Annotated in this window: 17 protein-coding genes and 1 pseudogene; 14 read left to right on the forward strand and 4 right to left on the reverse strand. The window is 73.3% G+C overall.

The window, feature by feature from the left end; genetic code table 11:
* Positions 1-76: 76 nt before the first annotated feature.
* Positions 77-1975 (reverse strand): NAD-binding protein, encoded by a 1899-nt coding sequence (locus AB0F62_RS31335; RefSeq protein ID WP_361806851.1) that lies wholly within the window; start codon positions 1973-1975, stop codon positions 77-79.
* 457 nt (positions 1976-2432) lie between these two features.
* On the opposite strand from AB0F62_RS31335, the gene AB0F62_RS31340 reads away from it, so the two are divergent.
* The 13 genes from AB0F62_RS31340 (at position 2433) to AB0F62_RS31400 (ending at position 17983) form a co-directional block, all read left to right on the forward strand.
* The gene (locus AB0F62_RS31340; RefSeq protein WP_361806854.1) at positions 2433-3245 is read left to right on the forward strand and encodes an SDR family NAD(P)-dependent oxidoreductase; all 813 of its coding nucleotides are present in this window, start codon (positions 2433-2435) and stop codon (positions 3243-3245) included.
* A gap of 921 nt (positions 3246-4166) precedes the next feature.
* A complete protein-coding gene (locus AB0F62_RS31345; protein WP_361806857.1) occupies positions 4167-4703 on the forward strand; it encodes a hypothetical protein in 537 nt (178 codons plus the stop codon).
* Between the two features lie 259 nt (positions 4704-4962).
* Complete coding sequence (locus AB0F62_RS31350) at positions 4963-5784, forward strand: ABC transporter ATP-binding protein (RefSeq protein ID WP_361806860.1); 822 nt, start codon at positions 4963-4965, stop codon at positions 5782-5784.
* A complete protein-coding gene (locus AB0F62_RS31355; RefSeq protein WP_361806863.1) occupies positions 5777-6493 on the forward strand; it encodes an ABC transporter ATP-binding protein in 717 nt (238 codons plus the stop codon). The genes AB0F62_RS31350 and AB0F62_RS31355 overlap by 8 nt, the downstream gene beginning before the upstream one ends.
* A complete protein-coding gene (locus AB0F62_RS31360; RefSeq protein ID WP_361806866.1) occupies positions 6494-7369 on the forward strand; it encodes a branched-chain amino acid ABC transporter permease in 876 nt (291 codons plus the stop codon).
* Between the two features lie 10 nt (positions 7370-7379).
* Complete coding sequence (locus tag AB0F62_RS31365; protein WP_361806870.1) at positions 7380-8462, forward strand: branched-chain amino acid ABC transporter permease; 1083 nt, start codon at positions 7380-7382, stop codon at positions 8460-8462.
* Positions 8463-8551: 89 nt separating this feature from the next.
* Positions 8552-9865 (forward strand): ABC transporter substrate-binding protein, encoded by a 1314-nt coding sequence (locus AB0F62_RS31370; RefSeq protein WP_361806873.1) that lies wholly within the window; start codon positions 8552-8554, stop codon positions 9863-9865.
* Positions 9866-9944: 79 nt separating this feature from the next.
* Positions 9945-10652 (forward strand): TetR/AcrR family transcriptional regulator, encoded by a 708-nt coding sequence (locus AB0F62_RS31375; protein WP_361806876.1) that lies wholly within the window; start codon positions 9945-9947, stop codon positions 10650-10652.
* A gap of 779 nt (positions 10653-11431) precedes the next feature.
* A complete protein-coding gene (locus AB0F62_RS31380) occupies positions 11432-11659 on the forward strand; it encodes a type A2 lantipeptide (RefSeq protein WP_361806880.1) in 228 nt (75 codons plus the stop codon).
* Positions 11660-11763: 104 nt separating this feature from the next.
* A complete protein-coding gene (locus AB0F62_RS31385) occupies positions 11764-12570 on the forward strand; it encodes an HlyD family efflux transporter periplasmic adaptor subunit (RefSeq protein WP_361806883.1) in 807 nt (268 codons plus the stop codon).
* On the forward strand, positions 12567-14822 hold the full coding sequence (locus tag AB0F62_RS31390; protein WP_361806886.1) for an NHLP family bacteriocin export ABC transporter peptidase/permease/ATPase subunit: 2256 nt from the start codon (positions 12567-12569) through the stop codon (positions 14820-14822). Before AB0F62_RS31385 ends, AB0F62_RS31390 begins: the two co-directional genes overlap by 4 nt.
* Positions 14823-14824: 2 nt before the next feature.
* Complete coding sequence (locus AB0F62_RS31395) at positions 14825-17680, forward strand: NHLP bacteriocin export ABC transporter permease/ATPase subunit (protein ID WP_361806889.1); 2856 nt, start codon at positions 14825-14827, stop codon at positions 17678-17680.
* Between the two features lie 87 nt (positions 17681-17767).
* On the forward strand, positions 17768-17983 hold the full coding sequence (locus AB0F62_RS31400) for a hypothetical protein (protein WP_361806902.1): 216 nt from the start codon (positions 17768-17770) through the stop codon (positions 17981-17983).
* A 14-nt stretch (positions 17984-17997) separates the two neighbouring features.
* Here AB0F62_RS31400 and AB0F62_RS31405 read toward each other — a convergent pair.
* Positions 17998-18342, reverse strand: a pseudogene (locus tag AB0F62_RS31405) (TetR family transcriptional regulator); the annotation flags it as partial.
* Between AB0F62_RS31405 and AB0F62_RS31410 the strand changes: the two are divergent.
* Positions 18321-18725 carry a hypothetical protein gene (locus tag AB0F62_RS31410; RefSeq protein WP_361806892.1) on the forward strand — a complete coding sequence of 135 codons (405 nt, stop codon included), beginning with the start codon at positions 18321-18323 and terminating at the stop codon, positions 18723-18725. The pseudogene AB0F62_RS31405 and the gene AB0F62_RS31410 overlap by 22 nt on opposite strands.
* A gap of 21 nt (positions 18726-18746) precedes the next feature.
* On the opposite strand, the gene AB0F62_RS31415 is transcribed toward AB0F62_RS31410, so the two are convergent.
* Together AB0F62_RS31415 and AB0F62_RS31420 are read right to left on the reverse strand one after the other, a co-directional pair.
* Complete coding sequence (locus AB0F62_RS31415) at positions 18747-19076, reverse strand: hypothetical protein (protein WP_361806895.1); 330 nt, start codon at positions 19074-19076, stop codon at positions 18747-18749.
* Positions 19077-19382: 306 nt separating this feature from the next.
* Positions 19383-20465: a mechanosensitive ion channel family protein gene (locus AB0F62_RS31420; RefSeq protein ID WP_361806899.1), complete on the reverse strand. Its 1083-nt coding sequence runs from the start codon at positions 20463-20465 to the stop codon at positions 19383-19385.
* Between the last annotated feature and the right edge of the window lie 487 nt (positions 20466-20952).

Genomic DNA, 20952 nt, shown 5'->3' on the forward strand with positions numbered 1-20952 from the left:
AACCGGCGGTGGGCGCCCACCACGACGCGGTGACGGAGCCGTTCTCGTCCCGGACGGGAGCGCCGCGGCCGCGGCGTCAGCGGTCCGTGCGCTCGCCCCGGCGTTCCGCCGGGTGCGGCTGCACGCCGGTCATCAGGATGTCCATGCCGCGCCTTGTCGTGGCCAGGACGACACGGTCGCCCGCGCGCAGGACCCGGCCGGGGGCGGGACGCCAGTCGAGACCGGGCGGCCGGTCCAGCCGGATGCCGGCCAGGGTGTCCGCGGAGGAGGACACCCGAGCCGCGCCGGCCGACCCGACGGCCAGCAGCCGCCACTCGTTCGCCCGGAACGCCTCGTACACCGAACGCCCCTCCAGTTCCGGGTGCCCGGCGACGTCGACGACGGTGAACAGCAGCGAGCCCCGCTCGACCGGCATGATGCCCAGTACGTGACGGCCCATCATCGCGGCGGCGAAGGACGGGGCGGCAAGCGCCGAGACGCTGCGGCTGCGCGTGAGAGCGTCAGGGTAGGACGCCCGCAGGGTGCGCTGGACGGTGGCGGCGAAGTCGTCGTTGTACAGGCGCATGACCACGCGGACATCGGGATTGGCCTCGCGGGCCGCCATCGCGATGTCGAGGTTCTCTCCGTCGTCCCGGGTGAGCACGAGCAGCGATCTGCTCTGTCCGATGCGCGCCCGGTCGAGGACTCCCGGTACTCCGGCGTCCTCCAGCAGCAGCGGGACTCCGAGCTCGCGGGCGAGAGCCACACCCCGCGCGTGGGGATTCCGTTCCACCGCGACGACCTCGTGGTCGGTCGTGTGCAGCTGGGCCAGCACCCGGGTGCCGATCTTGCCGAGACCGACCAGGACGATGTGGCCGGCCAGTTCGTCGTGGGGTGGGTGGCCGACGGAGGCCCTGCGGAAGGCCTCGGTGGCATTGAGAGTGGCGGCGACGACGAGGGGCAGCACGGCCAGGCCCACGAATCCGGCGATGAGCTGGAGGACGCGGCGGGCCACCGAATCGCCCGTGGCGGGGTCGCCCATGGTGAAGATGTCCAGCAGGGGCAGATACACGTTCTTCCACCACGGGTGTTCGTCCGCGAACAGCGCCGTGGCGGCCGAGAGGCCGAGCACCACCGCGGCCAGGACCCGGAAGACGGCGCTCACCTCACGGGAGAGGAAGACCCTCCACGGCAGGTGTGCCAGGTGGGACCCCAGCCAGCTCCCGACGCGGCTGCGGCGCTCGCGTGCGGCCGGTTCCGGCGCGTGGTGGTGCGTCACCTCCTCGAGCATCAGCCGGCCGTGGGTGAACTGCCGGTGGTAGGCCGTGTAGGTGTCCGGCAGCAGTTGCGTGCCGCCCTCGCCCGGGGTCTCCGGGCTGTCCTCGCTGCCCGGGTCGTCCTGGTCCGCGCCGGACAGCACGGCGAGTGTGGCCAGGTCCCTCGTATGGCCCGGTGTGCCCGCGGACCGGACGACGCCGCGGAAGACCTTCCCCTCGACCTGCAGGGTGTGTCCATGGCCGACGGCGGCGGCCGCCACCAGTTCCGGTACGGCGGTGTCGGCGTCCGAGAGCACCGTGGTGGACGCGGCCAGGTCCGGATCGTCGCCGCCGTCCCGGCCGGCCAGAACGGCGGCCGCCCGGTCCAGCAGGTGCTCCAGGTGGCGTCCCCGCTCCCGGTTGAACATGCGGATGACCAGGCGTATCGAGGGGTTGAGGCTGCGTGCCAGCAGCGCGGCGGTCACGTTGACCTGGTCGTCGCCGTAGGCGAGGGCGAGGGCCGCGGCACGATCGACGCCCGCCGCCAGGAGGGTCTGCTCGTCCGGGCGCGCCGCCACGAGCAGTTCGATCGGCGACCGCGGATCGCGGTGCAACGAGGCGATCTCCGCGCCGTACTCGTCGCGCTGGGACGGCAGGACGACGGTCACCGCCTCACCGCACACCCCGTCCAGTTCCACGGCGAGCCGATGGGTGAGACTGTCGTCGCCGCAGATCACCATATGCTGGGGTCGCTGCCCAACTTGCCTTGAATCAGAGCTGGTTGACCTCACACCACTGAAGCATGGCGATTCGGGGAGGGCTGGTTCCCCGTCGTTGCGGGATGAGGCGACAAAATCCCGTCAATGTCCGGCCCGGCGCCTCGGAGCGTGTCAGAGATGCGTCAGGGTACGCGCGGCGACCTTGCCCCCGTCCCTGGAGACGGCTTCCATGGGGTCCGTGAACAGCGCCTGGCTCCTCCTCGACCGGCCGCCCCATCCCGATGGGCTGCCGTGTCGTTCGCCGCGCTGTCCGGAACCGCTCGCGTCCGCCTGTCGCTGACGCCGGCGCGTCACCCCTTGCCGTCAGGGCGCCGGGAACCCGTTCCCGGCGCCTGTCGGCTTGTCACCTCTTCTCCTCCCCCGCATGCCGCGCGCCCCTTGATCGTGGGCGCGGCGTGCCCCGAACCCGGATGGGACCATGCCTGACTCCGCCCCCTCCTCCCGTACGGTCCTCGTGACCGGAGCCATCTCCGGTATCGGCTACGAGACGGCCCGCCAACTCGCTGAAGGGGGTGCCACCGTGCTGATGCACGGCCGCACCACCGAAGAGGCCCTGGCGGCGGCCGACCGCCTCATCGCCACGGTCGGCGTCGATGCCCGCCGCCTCCACCCCTACGGTGCCGACTTCACCCACCTCGACGAGGTCGAGGCCCTGGCCCGTGAAGTGGGCGAGCGGCATCCGCACCTGGACGTCCTCGTCAACAACGCCGGAATCGCCGCACCGGAACGGCACACCATCACCGACGACGGGAACGAGATCGCATTCCAGGTCAACTTCCTCGCCCACTATCTGCTGACCTGCCTGCTGGAGCCGGCGCTCACCAGCGAACCGGGGGGCCGGGTCGTGAACGTGTCCTCGTCCCTGCACCGCACGGCTTCGATCCAGTGGGGGGATCCCCACCGCGCTCGCCGCTACTCCAGGGTCGCCGCCTACGCCCAGTCCCAGCTCGCCCTCACCGTCTTCGCCGCCGACCCGCGCGTCACCGCGGTCTCCGTTCACCCCGGGGTATGTGACACGGCCCTGCTGCCGTTGTACGCCCACGAGGGAGTCACCGCCGCCGAGGGCGCCACCTACGTGGCCCGCCTGTGCGACCCGACGGTCGAGATCGTCAACGGCGCCTATTACGACCGTGCCGAACGCGTCGACCCCGCGCCCGCGGCCACGGAGGACCGTACCGTCCGGCGACTCAACAAGCTGGCGGATCTGCTGGTCGGCAACCGCGCCGCTTGAACGCTGTGCCATCAGGGGCGCCGGTGCCGCCTTCGGCGCAGGCACTCCCGGTCCTGTCCGTGCCGCCCGGATCGCGGCGGCACGGACAGGACGGTGGCACGGACGGGTGGCACGGCGGGCGTTTCCGTGCCCATGCCCTGCCTTGACGGCGGCACCGTGCGGGCCCGCCGCCGGGCCGCCGCGGAGCCGACGTCCCCGGCACGATCGTGAAGCCGCATGCCCACGGTGTCATCCGCCCTGCGGACGCGCGCTCGCGCGTCACGGGCGGAGCCCGAGGGCCACGGGCGACCCCACCCGAACACGTCCCGCCCAATGCGATGACCGGCCAGCGCCGCACGCCACCGGACGCGCACCGTCTCCGACCCCGCGGTCCCCCACGCGAAGAGCGGCACCGCTCTCCCGTCACGCCCCTGCCCGGGGCGGATGACCGTGTCCTGCCGGCGGCCCCCACCCCCACGGTCGCGCGGCGCCTCGTCCCGCGCGAGCGGTGCCGGCTGGGACATCGTCCCGGTCCGATCGGCGCCATCCGAGAGCTTCTCCGGTGGCGATCCGGAAGCTCCGCGCCTGCTGTCCGACGAGGGATCCGGGCCGGTGCTCCAACCGTGACCTGCAGCACCTCTTCCCGACATGCCGACCAGTCGGTATCGTGCGGCCACCCCGGGGCACGCGACGCCCCGGCGTACACCGGTCGAACCTGCCCGTCCCTCCACCGCGCCCGCACACCCCCCGCCACGCAATCCGCTTGGAGCCGCGCGATGACGTACCACGGCGACACCTGGCACCACCGGCAGCCGCCGCCAGCGGCACCACCACCGCGACCACCCGCGCGGCCCACCGGGCCGCCCCACGCACCGCGCGGCGCTCGGTGGACCCGGCGGCACTGCGCGTGCGGCAGCGGGCGGCCCTGGACGGAGCGGCCCGGTGAACCAGTTGGCGGCCGACTGCGGCTCGGGGGCGCACGACCTGTTCGGGCCCGCGACGCGCGGCGGACGGGCCGCACCGCGGACGGAGTTGGCGGTGGCCCGGTGGGCGGCGGCGGGAGTCGGCGCGGAAGCGGCGACGTCGGCCGCCCCGGTGCGGGACCGGAACGTGGCGGTCATGACCACGACGGCGCCGGCGATCGGGGCCTCCGCGGTCGCGCCCGCCCTCACGTACGCGCTGTTCCGGCGGGGCTTCGGCCGCACCGGACTGCTCGCCACTCTGTACGGCGGAACGGCCTGCGCCCCGCTGCCGACGGTGTTCTCCACGGCGGGGTCGGGCGGTCCCACCGCGCTCTTCCCGGGCCGCGACTTCCACTGGTTCCCCTTGCGGACCGCCGGGTTGGCGTCCATCCCCTTCGGCTTCCTCGCCGGCCGGCCGGGCAGCCGCTACGACCGGAGGCGCCGGGACGGGACGGCCGCCGAGAGCAGGCGCCGCCACGAGGCGGGCGAGGCGCGGCTGCCCGCGGGCGCCGGCTGACCCAACTCCCCGCCACCGGGGGCTTGTCAGGGCTTCGGGCAGGGGTCACCCTCAGTCGGAACCGAATCCGATTCGGATTCGGTCCGGCTGCGGAAGACCTCTCCGACCGGCAGGCCACCGCGCGCGAGCGGCCCGGCGGCGTCCCGACCCGACCACCTCGCCGGCGTGTCACCTCGACGCCTCGCCGCCGCCCCGCGCATCCGACCCCCGCCCCCTCGTCCCGTACCACCCCGCCGAACTCCCCAAGGAAGGGTGACTGGTGGAAAGCCTCCTGCGCATCGACGGACTCGGGGTCTCCTTCGGAGGCCTGTCCGCACTCGATGCCGTGTCCCTGTCGGTCCGGCCGGGCGAAGTGCTCGGCGTCATCGGGCCCAACGGGGCCGGAAAGACGACCCTGTTCAACGCGGTGTGCGGCTTCGTCCGCCCGGCCGCCGGGACACTGCACTGGCAGGACCGGGCCCTGCCCTGGCCCCGCCCGCACCAACTGGCCCGGCTGGGCATCGCCAGGACCCTCCAGGGCCTGGGCCTGTTCCCCCGGCTGACCGTGCTGGAGAACGTCATGGTCGGGGCGACCCGGCACGCGCGGGCCGGTTTCACCTCCGCGCTGCTCGGCCTGCCCCGCTCGGACCGGGACGAGCGGCTGCTGCGGCACCGGTCGCTGGCCGTGCTCCGCGACCTCGGGGTGGAGGACGCCGCCGGCCGGCTCCCGGGCGAGCTCCCCTACGGGGTGCAGAAGCAGGTCGCGCTCGCCCGGGCGCTGGTCGGCGAGCCGCGGCTGCTGCTGCTCGACGAACCGGCCTCGGGACTGTCCGAGGACGGCATGGGCGAACTGGGCGAGGTCATCGCCGGGCTGCGCGAACGGATGGCGGTGATCCTCGTGGAACACCACATGGATCTCGTCATGCGGGTCTGCGACCGGGTCCTCGTCCTCGACTTCGGCAGGGCCATCGCCTACGGCACACCGGACGAGGTGCGCGACGACCCGCTGGTGACGGAGGCGTACCTCGGCGACGAGGTCACCGGCGGGACCGAGGCGGACGCGGCGGCGTCCGGGCCCCGAGAGGAGTCCTCCCATGCTTGAGGTCCGTGAACTCGTCGTCTCCTACGGCATGGTGAAGGCCCTGGACGAGGTCTCCCTCACCGTCGGCCAGGGCAGCATCACCGCCGTGCTCGGTGCCAACGGCGCCGGCAAGACCACGCTCCTGCGCACCGTCAACGGACTCGTCCGGCCCTGCTCCGGGAGCGTCCTGCTCGACGGCACCGACATCACGCGGCTGCCCGTGGAGGAGGTCGTGCGGCTGGGTCTGGCCCATGTGCCCGAGGGGCGCGGGGTCATCACCGAACTGACCGTCCAGGACAATCTCCGGCTGGGCGGGCTGTGGCGGGACCGCCGGGAGCGTCGGCAGCGCCTGTCCGCGGGACTGGAGGAGGTGTACGCCCTCTTCCCCGCCCTGGCCGAGCGGCGGAGCAGGCTCGCGGAGACGCTCTCCGGCGGCGAGCGGCAGATGCTCGCCATCGGCCGGGCCCTGATGACCGGGCCGCGGCTGCTGCTGCTCGACGAGCCCTCGCTCGGGCTCGCTCCCCGGGTCACGGCCCAGATCCTGGCCGTCCTGCGGGAGTTGCGGGAGCGGCAGGGGCTCACCGTGCTCCTGGTGGAGCAGAACGCGCGCAGCGCCCTGTCCGTCGCGGACCACGGCGTCGTGCTGAACCTGGGGCGGGTGGTCGCGGCCGACGCGGCCGCGCGCCTCGCCACCGCGGACGACCTCCGCCACGCCTATCTGGGGTTCTGAATGTATTTCATCAATCTGACACTGGGCGGGGTGAGCAGCGGCATCGTCTACGCGGCGGTCGCGCTGGCCCTGGTGCTCATCTGGCGGGCGACCCGGATCGTCAACTTCGCCCAGGGCGGCATGCTGATGATCACCACCTTCGTCGCCCTCGGCGTGATCCACGCGACCGGCTCGTACTGGCTCGGCCTGCTGGCCGCGCTCGCCTCCGGTTTCGTCCTGGGGGCGGTGGTGGAGCGGCTGCTGGTCCGCCCGGTGGAGAACGGGCCGCCGATGAACGCGGTCATCGTCACCCTCGGGCTGCTGCTGTTCCTGCAGGCCGTGGCGGGCATGGTCTGGGGCGGCTCGCCGCGCTCCTTCCCGCCGCTGCTGGGCATCGAGGGCTTCACGGTGGGCGGCGCCAGGCTGCTGCTGTCGCCCGCGGACCTGTTCGTCATCGGCGCCGTGCTGGTGGTGATGGCCCTGCTGGTGGTGCTCTTCCGGGTCACCCCGGTCGGGCTGCGCATGCGTGCCGCGGCGTTCTCCCCCGAGGTGGCCCGCATGTTCGGGGTGCGCGTCGGGCGGGTGCTCACGCTGGGCTGGGCGCTGGCCGGGGCGGTGGGGGCGCTGGCCGGGGTCCTCGTGGCGCCGGCGACCTTCGTCGGGCCCAACCAGTTCGACGCGGTGCTGGTGTTCGGCTTCGCCGCCGCGGTCGTCGGCGGGCTGGACAGCCCGCCGGGGGCGGTGGTCGGCGGGCTCGTGGTCGGGCTGACGCTCAGCTACGTCTCCGGCTACCTGGGGTCCGAGGTCGCGCTGCTGGGCGCGCTGGCGGTGCTGATGACGGTGCTCATGATCAGGCCCAACGGCCTGTTCTCGCGTACCTCCGTGCGACGGGTGTGAGGGGTTGTTGATGACCGACACGACCGACACGACGACCCCGCTCACCGGGTCCGCCCCGGCCCGCCTCGGGGCGCGACTGCGCGGGCCGATGGACCGCACCGCGGTGCGGCACCTGGTGCCCGCGCTGGCCGGGCTGCTGGTGGTCTGCGCCGTCAGCGCCCTGCTCTCGCCGTACCAGAACCTGGAGGTCGCCACCGTCGCCACCTATGTGTGCGCGGTCGCCGGGCTGACCGTCCTGACCGGGACCAACGGCCAGATCTCGCTGGGCCACGGCGCCTTGATGGCGGTCGGCGCCTACGGGACCGGGCTCTTCCTCACCGAGCTGGGCTGGTCGCTGACCGTCTCGCTGCTGGCGGGCACGGCGGTCACGGCCGCCGTCGGCGCGCTGGTGGGCGCCGCGGCGGCGCGCCTGCAGGGCCCGTATCTCGCGGGGGCGACCCTGACCCTGGCCGTCGGGCTGCCGGCGCTGGCGAACTACCGGCACCTGACCGATCTGCTGGGCGGCGAGAACGGGCTCGTGGTGGCCTCGCCCCCGCCGCCCGAGGCGCTGGGCCCGTACTTCCCGCTGGAGCGCTGGCAGGCGTGGGTCTGCGTGCTGTGCGCCGTGGTGGTGCTGGTGTTCCTCGCCGATCTGGGGCGCAGCCGCGTCGGCCGGTCGTGGCGGGCGATCCGGGACGACGAGGTCTCCGCGGCGCTGGCCGGGATCCATGTGGCGCGGCTGCGCGTGCTCGCGTTCGTGGTCAGCGCGGCCTGCGCGGGGCTGGGCGGCGGACTGCTCGCGGTGGTCAGCTCGCTGGCCGCGCCGGGGGCGTTCCCGCTGGCGCTGTCGCTGTCCCTGCTCACCGCCGCCGTGCTCGGCGGACTGGGCAGCCTGGCCGGCGCCGTGTACGGCTCGGTGCTCCTCGTCCTGCTGCCCAACTGGACCGGGGACGTGGCGGACGCCCTGCACCTGTCCCGGGGCTTCTACGCCAACCTGCCGCTCGCCCTGTACGGCCTCGCCCTCGTCCTGTCGATGCTCCTGTTCCCGCAGGGGATCCACGGGGCCCTCACCCGTCTGGTCCGGCGGTTCCGCACCCGGGGCCCCCGTACCTGACCGCCCGTATCCCGTTCCGTGCTCCACCGACACCGCACCCGACATCCGTCCACACACCCACCGAATCCCGTTCGGTTCCAGGAGGGGTCATGAGAAGAAGTCACCGATACGGCCTGCGTCTGCGCGGAGGTGCCGCGCTGGCGGTGCTGACACTGGTGCTCAGCGCCTGTTCGGGTGGTTCCGGCAGCGGTTCGGCCGCGCCGGGCGTCACCAAGGACAGCATCGTCATCGGCAGCCACCAGCCGCTCACCGGGCCCGCGGCACCCGGCTACAGCAATGTCTCCGCGGGCGCGAAGGCGTACTTCGACCACGTCAACGCGAACGGCGGGGTCAACGGCCGGAAGATCGACTTCCGCTACAAGGACGACGGGTACAACCCGACCCAGACGGTGAAGGTCACCAAGGAACTCGTCCTCGAGGACAAGATCTTCGCCATGCTGGGCGGCCTCGGCACGCCGACCCACACCAAGGTGGTCGACTTCCTCAACAGCCGCCGCGTGCCGGACCTGTTCGTGTCCTCCGGCTGCCGCTGCTGGGACCAGCCCGACAAGCACCCGCAGACCTTCGGCTGGCAGCCCGACTACGTCGTCGAGGGCAAGATCCTCGGCCAGTACATCAAGGAGAACTTCGCGGGCAAGAAGGTGGCCTACTTCTACCAGGGCGACGACTTCGGCAAGGACGGCGTCGAGGGCCTGGACCAGTACATCCCCAAGGAGTCGGTGGTCAGCCGGCAGAGCTACCAGCCCGGCGGCACCGACATCGCCCCGCAGGTCTCGGCCATAGCCCAGTCCAAGGCGGACGTGGTGGTGCTCTTCACCATCCCGACGTACACCGCGCTGTTCAAGCTCACCTCGCTCAAGCTCCGGTACAACCCGCAGATGGTGGTGACCAACGTCGGTTCCGACCCGACCACCCTGGCGGGCCTGCTGGAGTCGTTCGCGAAGCAGGCGGGCGGCAAGGCCGACCCGGCGGCGCTCATGAACGGCATCATCACCGACACCTACATGCCGCCCACCACCGACGCCTCCAACAGCTGGATCAAGCTCTACCGCGAGATCCACGACAAGTACATCCCGAAGCTGCCCTTCGACGGCAACGTCGAGTTCGGGATGTCCATGGCCTACACCTTCGTCCAGGCACTGAAGGGCGCGGGCGAGAACCCCACGCGCGAGTCGCTGGTCAAGGCCGTGGAGAAGGGCGGCTTCACCGGGCCGGGTCTGGTGCCGTTCCGGTACAGCGCGGACTCGCACGCCGGGTACACCGGTGTCCAGATCGGCATCCTGAAGGGCACCGAGGTCGCGCTGCAGGGCACCCCGCTGGTCACGGACAACGAGAAGGGCGCCATCACCCCGTACACCACGGCGCAGCCGCAGGCCCCGGCCGACGGCATCCCGGCGTCGTAGGACACGAGGGGTAGTGTGCTGCCCCTCCAGGCAGTGGGTTCACGGCCCGACGCGACCGTGACGGACGGAAGGTCCCGGGATGGGCGACACACGCGGTGACGAGCTGCTCATCGGCGATCCCGTGGACCTCCCCACCGCCGGGAGGGCGTCCGGGCCGGCCCCGGCCCGGACGCCCTCGCGGGCGGCGACCACCCGGCAGGCGCTGCTCACGGCGGCCCGGGAGGTCTTCGGGGAGTCGGGGTACGCGGCGGCCGGCATCGCCGAGGTGGTGCGCCGCGCGGACGCCAGTGTCGGCGGCCTCTACCACCACTTCGACGGCAAGGTGGATCTCTTCCTGGCCCTGTGGGAGGAGTTCCGCACCGCGCAGGTCCACACGACGGCCCGTGCGGTGGCGCGGCTCCGCGAGAGCGGGGAGGACCGCCCCCGCGCGCTCTTCCTCACCGGCACCCGCGCCTACCTGGAGCACACCTGGGCCCGCCGGGAGATGGCCAGGCTCTTCTACACCGGCGACACCCCTCCGGGCTTCGATCTGCTGGGCCGGCAGAACCTGCGGACCTGGATCAGCCACAACGCGACGCTGCTCGGCATCACCCAGGAACGGCCGGGCGACCGCGCCCTGCTCATCGCCCTCACGACGACGATCGCCGAGATCGGGCGGGAGCTCGTCGCCTGCGGCGACGGGCGCGAGGCCGCGGACCTCACGGACACGGCGCTGGAACTGATCGGCAGGCTCTGCGACTTCGGCCTGTCGGCGGACGGGGCCGACGGCGCCGCCGACGCCGGCTGAGACCCGTGCAGCGCGCCCCGCGCCGCATCCGGTCCCGCGGGGCGGTCGCCGCGGGCTTCCCGGAGCGGGAGACCCTGCGCGTGGCGACCGGCCACGGGGCACCGCCCGCATGGCCGGCCCCGCTGTTCGCCGCGGCGGGCGCGGGCCAGGGCGTGCCCGGTTCCCCCGGCCGCCTCGTCGCCGCACGGCCGACCGCGAGCGGCCGGCCCCACGCCGCCCCTCTGCGGGCGGGCCTCGGTCGCCGGCCCGCGTGGGCGACCGGCCGACGGCGCCGGTGGCGGCCCGCCTCCTCGGGGCCGCTCCGGACGGGGAGTTCGGGGTGACCCCGGGCGCCGCCATCCCGGCGCCCCCCGTGACGGCGGTACCGGCCGTACGGCGTGGAACGGGCGCGGCGCACCGCCTCTCCCGGCTGCCCGCGGGCGGGCGACCCCCCGTCTCGGCGTTGGGCTGAACATTACCTCCGGTAAATCTGCACACCGCACACGTGGGCGACATACGTCCGCACGTCCGCACGGAGCACCCTCCCCCGCGGCGCGGGGTTTGATCCGGAGTGCCCGGTTCCGCCGCGCCCCGGGAACTCCCGGATGTGAAGGATTCGCCTCCGGGGCGTGCGAATTCCGGCACACCGGTGAAGCCTTGAATCCGAACCCAATTCGAACGCACCGGTCGGGAATTGGCCGTCCCGCCTGCTCCCATGCTTGTATCCCGTGCCGTGGCGAAGAGGTTGCCCCCCTGATGATTCGCCACACGAAATGTGTTCACACGAAGGGAAACCCCCCATGGACTTCACCTCCCAGGTTGAGACCCGCGAGATCTCCGACGCCGACCTGGACAACGTCTCCGGCGGTCTCGTGGGCGGCCTCGTGGCCAACGCCACCGGCACCGTCGAGTCGATCGCCCCGGTCGCCGGCACCGTGTCCGGTGTCGTCGGCACCGTCGAGGGCCTCTCGGGCGTCAACACCGGCGCCGTGACCGGCCTGGCCACCGGCCTGATCGCGGGTCTCTGAGACACGTGGCCCCGCGGGTCCCGGTTGCCTCCCTTCCGGGGCCCGCGGCGGCCATTGCGACATCCCGTCCCCATGGCGAGGGACACGGCTGAGGGAAGAGTTCCGTGCAGTTCCGCCAAAAGGCCCTTGCCAAGCTCCAATCACCGGAAGAACTCGATCTCCCGGTGCGTTTCGCGCGCCCGCAGGGCCGCCTCGTACTGTCCGTCGCCATTCTCGTGATGGCCGCCGCGAGTTTCTGGGCGGTCACCGGTTCCGTGGCATCGAAATTGAGCGCGCCCGGAATTATCGGCTACGGGCAGGGAAGTTACGTCCTGCAGAGCCCGGTCGCCGGACAGGTCACCCGGGTCCTCGCGGACGAAGGGGACCGACTGCCCGCCGGCGCCCCCCTGCTGAACGTCCGCACGGAGCGCGGCGACACCGTCGTCCGCACGGTGGCCGCGGGCCGGGTCGGCACGCTGGTGGCCGCCATCGGCACCGTCGTCACCGTCGGAGCGGACGTGGCGACCGTCGAACGCGTCGCCCACACCGGCGACCCTCTGACCGCGACCCTCTACATCCCGGCGTCCGGCGCGCCCTCGGTGGCGGTGGGCGCCGCGGTGGATCTCGCGGTCGAGTCCGCGCCCCAGGCACGGTACGGCGTGCTGCGCGGCCATGTGCGGGCCGTCGGCCGCACCTCCCGCACCGCCCGGCAGATCGCCGCCGACCTCGGCGACCCGGAGCTCGCCGGGCAACTCACCCGCGCGGGCCGGCCCGTGGCCGTCGTCGTGACGCTCGACACCTCGTCCCGCACCCCGAGCGGCTACCGCTGGTCCAAAGGCGAGGGACCCTCGTACGAACTGGACTCCATGACCCTGGCCACCGGCGCCGTCCACCTGGCCGCACAGCGCCCGATCGATTGGCTGCTCCCTTGACCGCGCCCGCCCGGCCCGAGCAGCGGCCGCTGCCGCCCGCCGGCCGCCGCAGACACCGCCCCGAGGCCGCCCGCCCCCGCCGGCAGCGACCGGGCCGCAGGCCGCGCGCCGTCCGCACCCCCACCGTGCTGCAGATGGAGGCGGTCGAATGCGGCGCGGCCTCGCTGGCCATGGTGCTCGGCCACCACGGCAGGCACGTCCCGCTGGAGGAGCTGCGCATCGCCTGCGGCGTGTCCCGCGACGGCTCCCGCGCCAGCAACCTGCTGAAGGCGGCCCGCGGCTACGGCCTGCGGGCCAAGGGCATGCAGATGGAGACGGCGGCCCTCGCCGAGGTGCGCGCCCCGGCCATCCTCTTCTGGGAGTTCAACCACTACGTCGTCTACGACGGTATGGGCCGCCGCCTCGGCCGCCGCGGCGTGCACGTCAACGACCCCGACAAGGGCCGCCGTTTCGTGCCCCTGGAGGACTTCGACACCAGTTTCACCGGTGTCGTGCTGACCTTCGAGCCCGGTCCGGACTTCCATCGCGGCGGCCGCAGGCCCGGCGTCCTCGGGGCGCTGCCGGCCCGGCTGCGCGGGACCAGCGGCACCATGATCGCCGCGCTGGCCGCCAGCCTCCTGCTCGTCGCGGTCGGGGCGGCGCTGCCCGCGCTCAGCCGGACGTACATCGACCTGTTCCTGATCGGCGACCAGACCTCGATGCTGGGCGTGCTGTTCGCGTCCATGGCCGTCCTGGTGGCGCTCACCGCGGCGCTCACCGCCGTCCAGCAGTCCAACCTGCTGCGCGGCCGCATCATCTCCTCCACCCTCGGCAGCGCCCGCTTCCTGCGCCACCTGCTGCGGCTGCCGGTCACCTTCTTCACCCAGCGCAACCCCGCCGACCTCGTGCAGCGCCTGCAGTCCAACGACGCGGTCGCCGAGACCCTCGCCCGCGACCTGGCCGCCGCGGCCGTGGACGGCGTCGTCGTCGTGCTCTACGCGCTGCTGATGTGGACGTACGACCCCCAGCTCACCGTCCTCGGCGTCGGGATCGCCCTGCTCAACGCCGTCGCCATGCGTGTGGTGACACGGCTGCGATCCACCCGGACGCAGAAGCTGCGCGCCGACAGCGCGCGGCTCACCAACACCTCGTACACCGGCCTGCAGCTGATCGAGACGATGAAGGCCACCGGCGGCGAGAACGGCTACTTCCGCCGCTGGGCCGGGCAGCACGCCACCACCCTGGAGGAGCAGCAGCGGCTGGGTGTACCCAGCGCCTGGCTGTCGGTCGTCGCCCCGACGCTCGCGACGCTCAACAGCGCGCTGATCCTGTGGATCGGCGGGCTGCGGGCGGTGGAGGGGCACATCTCGATCGGCCTGCTCGTCGCCTTCCAGGCCCTGGTCACCCGGTTCACCGCGCCCATCACCCGGCTCAACGGGGTCGCCGGGCGCATCCAGGACTTCGCCGCCGACGTGGTCCGGCTCAAGGACGTCGAGAACTTCCCCGTCGACTCGCTCTACGCCCGGCCCGAACCCGCGGCGAGCACCCGCCGTCTGAAGGGCCACGTCACGCTGGAGGACGTCACCTTCGGCTACAGCCCGCTCGACAAGCCGCTGCTGTCCGGCTTCTCGCTCTCCGTCGCGCCCGGCCGCCAGGTGGCGCTCGTCGGCGGCTCGGGCAGCGGGAAGTCCACCGTCTCCCGGCTCATCGCGGGTCTCTACAGCCCCTGGGAGGGCACCATCCGCATCGACGGGCAGCGCCTGGAGGACATCCCGCGCAGCGCCCTGGCCGCATCGGTCTCCTTCGTCGACCAGGACGTCTTCCTCTTCGAGGGCACCGTGCGCGACAACGTGGCGCTCTGGGACCCCTCCATCCCCGACGCGGACGTCGAGACCGCGCTGCGCGACGCCTGCCTGTACGAGGTCGTCGCCCGCCGCCCCGGCGGCGTCCACAGCCGCGTCGAACAGGACGGCCGCAACTTCTCCGGCGGGCAGCGGCAGCGACTGGAGATCGCCCGGGCCCTGGTCCGGCGGCCCAGCGTGCTGGTGCTCGACGAGGTGACCAGCGCCCTGGACGCGGAGACCGAACAGGTCATCATCGACAACCTGCGGCGCCGCGGCTGCGCCTGCGTGGTGATCGCGCACCGGCTCAGCACGGTCCGCGACAGCGACGAGATCGTGGTCCTCGACCACGGCACGGTCGTCGAGCGCGGACGGCACGAGCAGCTGATCGCGGCGGGCGGCGCCTACGCCGCACTGGTCAAGGAGCACTGAGGGTGATCCCCGTACAGCCCGGCACGTCCACCGACGATCCGGTCCTGACCGCGCTCGGCGGACTCGGCACCCCCGTGGACTGCACCGGCCTGCGCAGCCTGCCGCTGGAGGGGCCGCACGTGCTGTGGCTCGTGGTGGCCGGCGCCCTCGACCTGTTCGCGGTCGACGCGGCCCAGCAGGGCCACTGGCACTACCTCGGCCGCCTGGAACCCGGCACCCTCCTGCTCGGCCCGGTCGAGGGACCGCGGCACACCCTCGTCGGCCGTCCGCTCCAGGGCTGCTTCCTGCGCCGCGTCCCGCTGCGCGAGCTGTACCGGCCGCCGCAGGACCCCTCCGCCGACCCGTGGACGCACCAGGCCCGGTACGGCGCCGGGTACGACACCCAGGAGCTCGCCCTCAGCCTCCTCGAGCACGCCTTCGCGCTCGGCGTCGGGCGCAGCCAGCGCGTGCTGTACGAGGCCCCCCTGGACGGCCGCACGACGGAGGGGGAGCACGTCGCCGACGACGACATCCTGTGGCTGCCGGTCTCCCCGGGCAGCGTGCAGTACGGCGCCGCGTACTCCGCCGAGGCGGCCGGCGATCTGCTCGTCGACGGCACGATGTGGCAGAGCATGGTCAACCAGCAGTACCGGCTGCTGTCCACCCTGGACCGCTGGATCGAGGGCCTGGAGCGCGCCCACGAGGACCGTACGGCCGCGGGCATCAAGGCCGGCGAGGCCGTCCGCGAGCAGGCCGACCGCGATCTGCTGGACTCCATCGCCGCGTCCCGCAAGCCCGCCTCGCGTTCCGCCGCGGCCTCCGACGACACCACGTACGCCGTCTGCCGGCGGGTCGCGCAGGCCGCCGGGATCACCCTGACCCCGCCGTCCCGCGGCGGCGCCGTCAGCGACCGGACGGACCCGGTCGAGCGCGTCGCCGTCACCTCGGGCATCCGCACCCGGACGGTGCGGCTCGACGGCGCCTGGTGGCGGGAGGACATCGGGCCCCTGGTCGGCCGGCGGGCCGCCTCCGGCACCCCGGTCGCCCTGCTGTGGCGGCGCGGCGGCTACGAGGCCATCGGGGCCGGCGGCAGCAGCCGCGGCCGCGTCAGCGAGTACAACGCGGAGGACTTCGAGCGACGGGCCGTCATGCTCTACCGGCCGCTCCCCGAACGGCACGGCGGGCTGCTGCGGCTGCTCCGCTTCAGCCTCCGGGGTTCCGGGGGCGACCTGCGCAACCTGTTGCTCGCCGGCCTCGTCACCGTCGGGCTCGGCGCCCTGGTGCCCATCGCCACCGGCCAGGTGCTCGGCACCTACGTCCCCGACGCGGAGACCGGGCTCATCGTGCAGGCCGCCCTGGCCGTCGTCGTCACCGGCGTCGTGTGCGCCGTCTTCATGCTGATGCAGAACCTCACCGTGCTGCGCGTCGAGGGCCGTATCGAGGCCACGCTGCAACCCGCCGTGTGGGACCGGCTTCTTCGCCTGCCGACCGCCTTCTTCGCCGGGCGGTCCACCGGCGAACTCGCCAGTGCCGCCATGGGCATCAGCGCCATCCGCCGGGTGCTCGCCGGGGTCGGCCCTGCCGTCGTCCAGGCGACGACGGTCGGCGGCATGAGCCTGGTGCTGCTGCTCCTCCACAGCGTGCCGCTCGCGCTGGCCGCCCTGGGCATGCTCGTCGTCATCGGCGCCGTGCTCCTGGGCCTCGGCCTGTGGGAACTGCGCTGGCAGCGACGGCTGGTGGAACTCGGCAACAAGCTCAACAACGAGGCCTTCCAGACGCTGCGCGGGCTGCCCAAGCTGCGGGTGGCCGCCGCCGAGAGCTTCGCGTACGCCGCCTGGGCCCGCCGCTTCGCCCGCAGCCGCGAGCTCCAGCGGCGCGCGGGCCGCATCAAGAACATCACCACCGTCCTGAACGCGGTCTACCTGCCGCTCTGCTCTCTCATCATGTTCATGCTCCTGGCGGGCCCGGCCCGGGGCTCGCTGTCCGCCGCCGGGTTCCTCACCTTCAGCACCGCCATGACCATGCTGCTGACCTCGGTCACCCAGCTCACCGGCGCGCTGCTGTCGGCCGCGGCCGTGCTGCCGATGTACGAGCAGGTCAAGCCGGTCCTCGAGGAGGCCCCCGAGGTGCGCGGCGGCAGCACCCAACCCGGCACGCTCTCCGGCGCCATCGAGGCCCGCGACCTCTCGTTCCGCTACTCCGACGACGGCCCCCTCGTCCTCGACGACGTCTCCCTGCGGGTCGGCGCCGGCGAGTTCGTGGCGATCGTCGGCCCCAGCGGCTGCGGCAAGTCGACCCTGCTCCGCCTCCTCATCGGCTTCGACCGGCCCGCCTCGGGCAGCGTCCTCTACGACGGCCAGGACCTGGCCGCCCTCGACCAGAGTGCCGTCCGCCGCCAGTGCGGTGTCGTCCTGCAGAACGCCCAGCCCTTCACCGGGTCGATCCTCGACTGCATCTGCGGCGCCGAGGCGTACACACAGGAGGAGGCGATGGAGGCCGCGGCCATGGCCGGGCTCGCCGAGGACATCAAGCGCATGCCCATGGGCCTGCACACCATGATCGCCGGCGGCAGCACCGTCTCCGGCGGCCAGCGCCAGCGGCTTATGATCGCCCAGGCCCTCATCCGCCGACCCCGCATCCTCTTCCTCGACGAGGCCACCAGCGCCCTCGACAACGACACCCAGCGCATCGTCATCGACAGCACCCGGCGGCTGCGGGCCAGCCGGATCGTCATCGCCCACCGCCTCTCCACCGTCATGGACGCCGACCGGGTCGTCGTCATGGAGGACGGCCGCGTCGTCGAGGAGGGCCGCCCCGCCGACCTGCTGGCGCATCCCGGCGGGCGGCTGTTCGAACTGGTGCGCCGTCAGATGAGCTAGCCCGGCGGCCCGTCCGGCTCCCGGCCGGGCGGCTGCCGGCGGCCGATCCGTGGCCGGTGCCGCGGGTCCGTACTCGTTCCGTGCCCGATGAACGGACGCCCTCAGGCGGTTCCGCCGTGCGGCATCCGGATCGGCGCGATACTCACCGCTCCGCTGCCGCTGCTGGCCGGCGGCCCGGCGTACGACCGCTGCCTGCGGCGCCGCTGCCGTGAGGAGGGGCCGGGCCCACCGTCCGAGGAGGACGGCTGGACGCGTCCGGGGTACCGGTCGGCGCCCAACTCCCCCATCCGGGGGCTGATATAGCCATGCCCGGTGCTGAACCCGGATTCGGCGGCGATGTCCTGGATGGCGGTGCGGTGGAAGCCCGCCCGGGCGAAGCAGCGGGCGGCCGCGTCGAGGACCTGCGCACGCCGTGCCTGCGGACCCGGCGGGGCGGGATGTTCAGGCGCCGCTGATCGACGCGGCTCCGGCGCCCGGCAGTCCCCCGCTCGGGCTCGACGGGCTCCGCGGCCATGTCGCCCGCCACTTCGGGGTGTTGAGCGCCGCGGCCGCCGGGGTGCGCGTGGACCGCGGTCCGCCGCGTCCCGGGGACGCACTGCGCCGCGTGGAACCCCGGCCCCGGCCGCGGCGTCCAACCGCCATGACCTCCCGGAACTTCGCACGCGCCATCGTCCCCGTCGTCCCCGTCCTCCTCGTCGCCGCGGCGCTCGCGGGCTGTGACGCCGCGCCGCGCAGCGCCCCCGCGGCGGCCGTGACCAGCGCGGTCGCCACGGCCGCGACCACCGCGGCCCCGACCGCGATCCCCTTCGACCTCTACACCCACTGCGGCATCGACGAGGCCCTGGTGGGCTCGACGTACTTCGAGGCCGAGACCCCGCTCTCCGGCGGCGCCTTCAACCCGCCGCCGGGCTGGGACAACCCCGTCCAGCGCGGCACGATGACGCTGATCTCCCCGACGGAGGCCGTCTTCACCGACGCCGCGGGCCACGAGGTGCGCTTCCGGGCCCGCGTGGGGGCCCACGAGTTCAAGCGGGTGTGCATGTAGCGGCGGTGCACCTGCGCCCGGTCAGCAGTACGCGTACCAGCCGTCCCGGTAACCGTCGCGGTAGCCGCGCCGGTACTCGTTGTTCCAGCTCCCGGGGCGGTAGGAGTCCCACTGGTTCCGGCAGCGGGGACGCGAGCGGGCGTCGTAGCGGCCGTCGTCCCTGCCGTCCCGGTAGCCGCGCCAGTACCGATCGCTCGCCTGTGGCGCCAGGGTGCCCGCTGCCTGCGCCCCGACCGCGCCCGCCGTCACATGCGTGGCGGTCGCGGCCTGTGCGGGCGCCGCCGGCAGAAGCGCCAGGGCTCCCACGGCGACCGGGCCCGCGAGCAGTGCGAGAAATCGCTGTGCGCGCATGGCTGTTTCCCCTCTCGGAAACGTGCGGCTTGGCGCCTCGCCCCTGGTCGGACCCAATTCCACGGGATGTGCGCGCGATTGGGGAGCCGCGGGGCACCGGCTCGAAGGGCGGATTCCGCCCTCAAACGACCGTATCGAGCAGGGTTCGCGATGTCCAGTTATCGTCCGTTATTTGCCATATTGAACACCGTCTGTGCCCCCTCGGCCACCCTGGGACGGCCATGCGGTCGGCGCGCCGGCACGGCGACTCCCCCGACCCGATACGCCGCCGGGGACGCCCCGAGGGCGTGCCCGGCGGCGCGGCCGTCAGTTGCCGGAGGTCGCGGCCGTACGCTGATGGGGCAGCGAGATCCCGTCGCCGTGCTCCTGACGCAGCACCACGTTCCGGGTCGGGAAGGCGATCTCGATGCCCTCCTCGCGGTAGCGGCGGTGCAGGCGCTTGATGAACTCGTGCTTGATCCGGTACTGCTCGCCGTACTCCGAGGTCCGCAGGATCACGGAGAAGTCGATCCGCGACTCGCCGAAGGTGTGGAAGCGGACCACCGTCTCGTGCGTGGGGATGCCGCCCTCCACATGGGCCATGACCTCGCCCGCGACCTCGATGGTCACCCGCTCCACGTGCTCCAGGTCGTTGCCGTAGCCCACGCCCGCCTGGACGATGAGGGACATCTGCTGCTCGGGCTGGTGGAAGTTGGTGGCGATCGCGCTCGCGAGCTTGGCGTTGGGGATGATCACCAGGTTGTCCGACAGCTGGCGCACCACGGTGTTGCGCCAGTTGATGTCGACGACGTAGCCCTCCTCGCCGCTGCTCAGGCGGATGTAGTCGCCGGGCTGCACGGTCTTGGACGCCAGGATGTGGACGCCCGCGAAGAGGTTGGCGAGCGTGTCCTGGAGCGCCAGCGCGACGGCGAGACCGCCGACGCCGAGGGCGGTGATCAGGGGCGTGACGGAGATGCCCAGGGTCTGCAGCAGGACCAGGAAGCCCATCGCCATCACGGCGACGCGGGTGATGTTGACGAAGATCGTCGCGGAGGCGGCCACCCCGGACCGGGCCAGCGCCAGCGACCGCACCATCTCGGCGACCATGCGGCCCGCGGCTATGGTGGCCGCCAGGATCAGCACCGCGACGAGCACCTGGTTGACCGTCCGGTCCACGACGCGGGTCAGCGGCAGGGCCGCGGCCCCCACCCAGGCACCCGCCGCCAGCGCCGCCCACGGCACGACGGTGCGCAGGGCCGCGACGACGATGTCGTCGCCGCCCCACCTGGTGCTCCTGGCCCGCTCGCCCAGCCACTTCAGGGCCAGCCGCAGCAGCAGCCCCGCCAGGGCGCCGGCGGCGATCGCGGCACCGGCGACGATCAGATCGTGCAGCGTGAGGGCGCGGGTCACCGGTCGCCTCCCCACGTGCGTATGGATTCACCCATGGGGCGCGGGGGGTGCTGTGTCGTCACTTGTCGCCTTATCGTTCAGAAGACGTTCGGGGGAACGGCGCCGAACACACGGTGTCCCGGCGCGATCTGACACATCCTGCCGCAGGGCACGTGCCCGCCGCATACGGGCCCCCGGCGCGGCGACGGGTTCCCGCCATGGGTCGCGCGCCGGCGCCCGCGGCACGCCCTCGTGCCGAACGCGTCGCCGGGGAAACGGACTTCAGGGAACGGCCGGCCCACGCGCCGCACCCGCACCCGCGGGAGGCGAAGACACCACCGCGACCCGCGCGAGTACCACCGCCCCGGCCGTCCCGGCGACGCTCACGCCGTACGGGTGCGTCGGCCCCGCGCACGCGCCCGGGTGCGCCGCCCGGCTCGGCCACGCGGCAGGCGACCGCCCGATGCGGGCCGCAGGCGGCCGGTCCCGCCCCCACGATCCGTGGGGG

The sequence above is a fragment of the Streptomyces sp. NPDC026673 genome, from assembly GCF_040638135.1.
Classification (GTDB): domain Bacteria; phylum Actinomycetota; class Actinomycetes; order Streptomycetales; family Streptomycetaceae; genus Actinacidiphila.

Excerpts from the sequence above, each read along its gene's own strand:
- AB0F62_RS31365 (WP_361806870.1), top strand. The coding sequence starts at position 7,380 with ATGACCGACACGACCGACACGACGACCCCGCTCACCGGGTCCGCCCCG.
- AB0F62_RS31370 (WP_361806873.1), top strand. The coding sequence starts at position 8,552 with ATGAGAAGAAGTCACCGATACGGCCTGCGTCTGCGCGGAGGTGCCGCG.
- AB0F62_RS31355 (WP_361806863.1), top strand. The coding sequence starts at position 5,777 with ATGCTTGAGGTCCGTGAACTCGTCGTCTCCTACGGCATGGTGAAGGCC.
- AB0F62_RS31400 (WP_361806902.1), top strand. The coding sequence starts at position 17,768 with ATGAACGGACGCCCTCAGGCGGTTCCGCCGTGCGGCATCCGGATCGGC.
- AB0F62_RS31360 (WP_361806866.1), top strand. The coding sequence starts at position 6,494 with ATGTATTTCATCAATCTGACACTGGGCGGGGTGAGCAGCGGCATCGTC.
- AB0F62_RS31335 (WP_361806851.1), bottom strand. The coding sequence starts at position 1,975 with ATGGTGATCTGCGGCGACGACAGTCTCACCCATCGGCTCGCCGTGGAA.
- AB0F62_RS31410 (WP_361806892.1), top strand. The coding sequence starts at position 18,321 with ATGACCTCCCGGAACTTCGCACGCGCCATCGTCCCCGTCGTCCCCGTC.
- AB0F62_RS31380 (WP_361806880.1), top strand. The coding sequence starts at position 11,432 with ATGGACTTCACCTCCCAGGTTGAGACCCGCGAGATCTCCGACGCCGAC.
- AB0F62_RS31415 (WP_361806895.1), bottom strand. The coding sequence starts at position 19,076 with ATGCGCGCACAGCGATTTCTCGCACTGCTCGCGGGCCCGGTCGCCGTG.
- AB0F62_RS31375 (WP_361806876.1), top strand. The coding sequence starts at position 9,945 with ATGGGCGACACACGCGGTGACGAGCTGCTCATCGGCGATCCCGTGGAC.
- AB0F62_RS31340 (WP_361806854.1), top strand. The coding sequence starts at position 2,433 with ATGCCTGACTCCGCCCCCTCCTCCCGTACGGTCCTCGTGACCGGAGCC.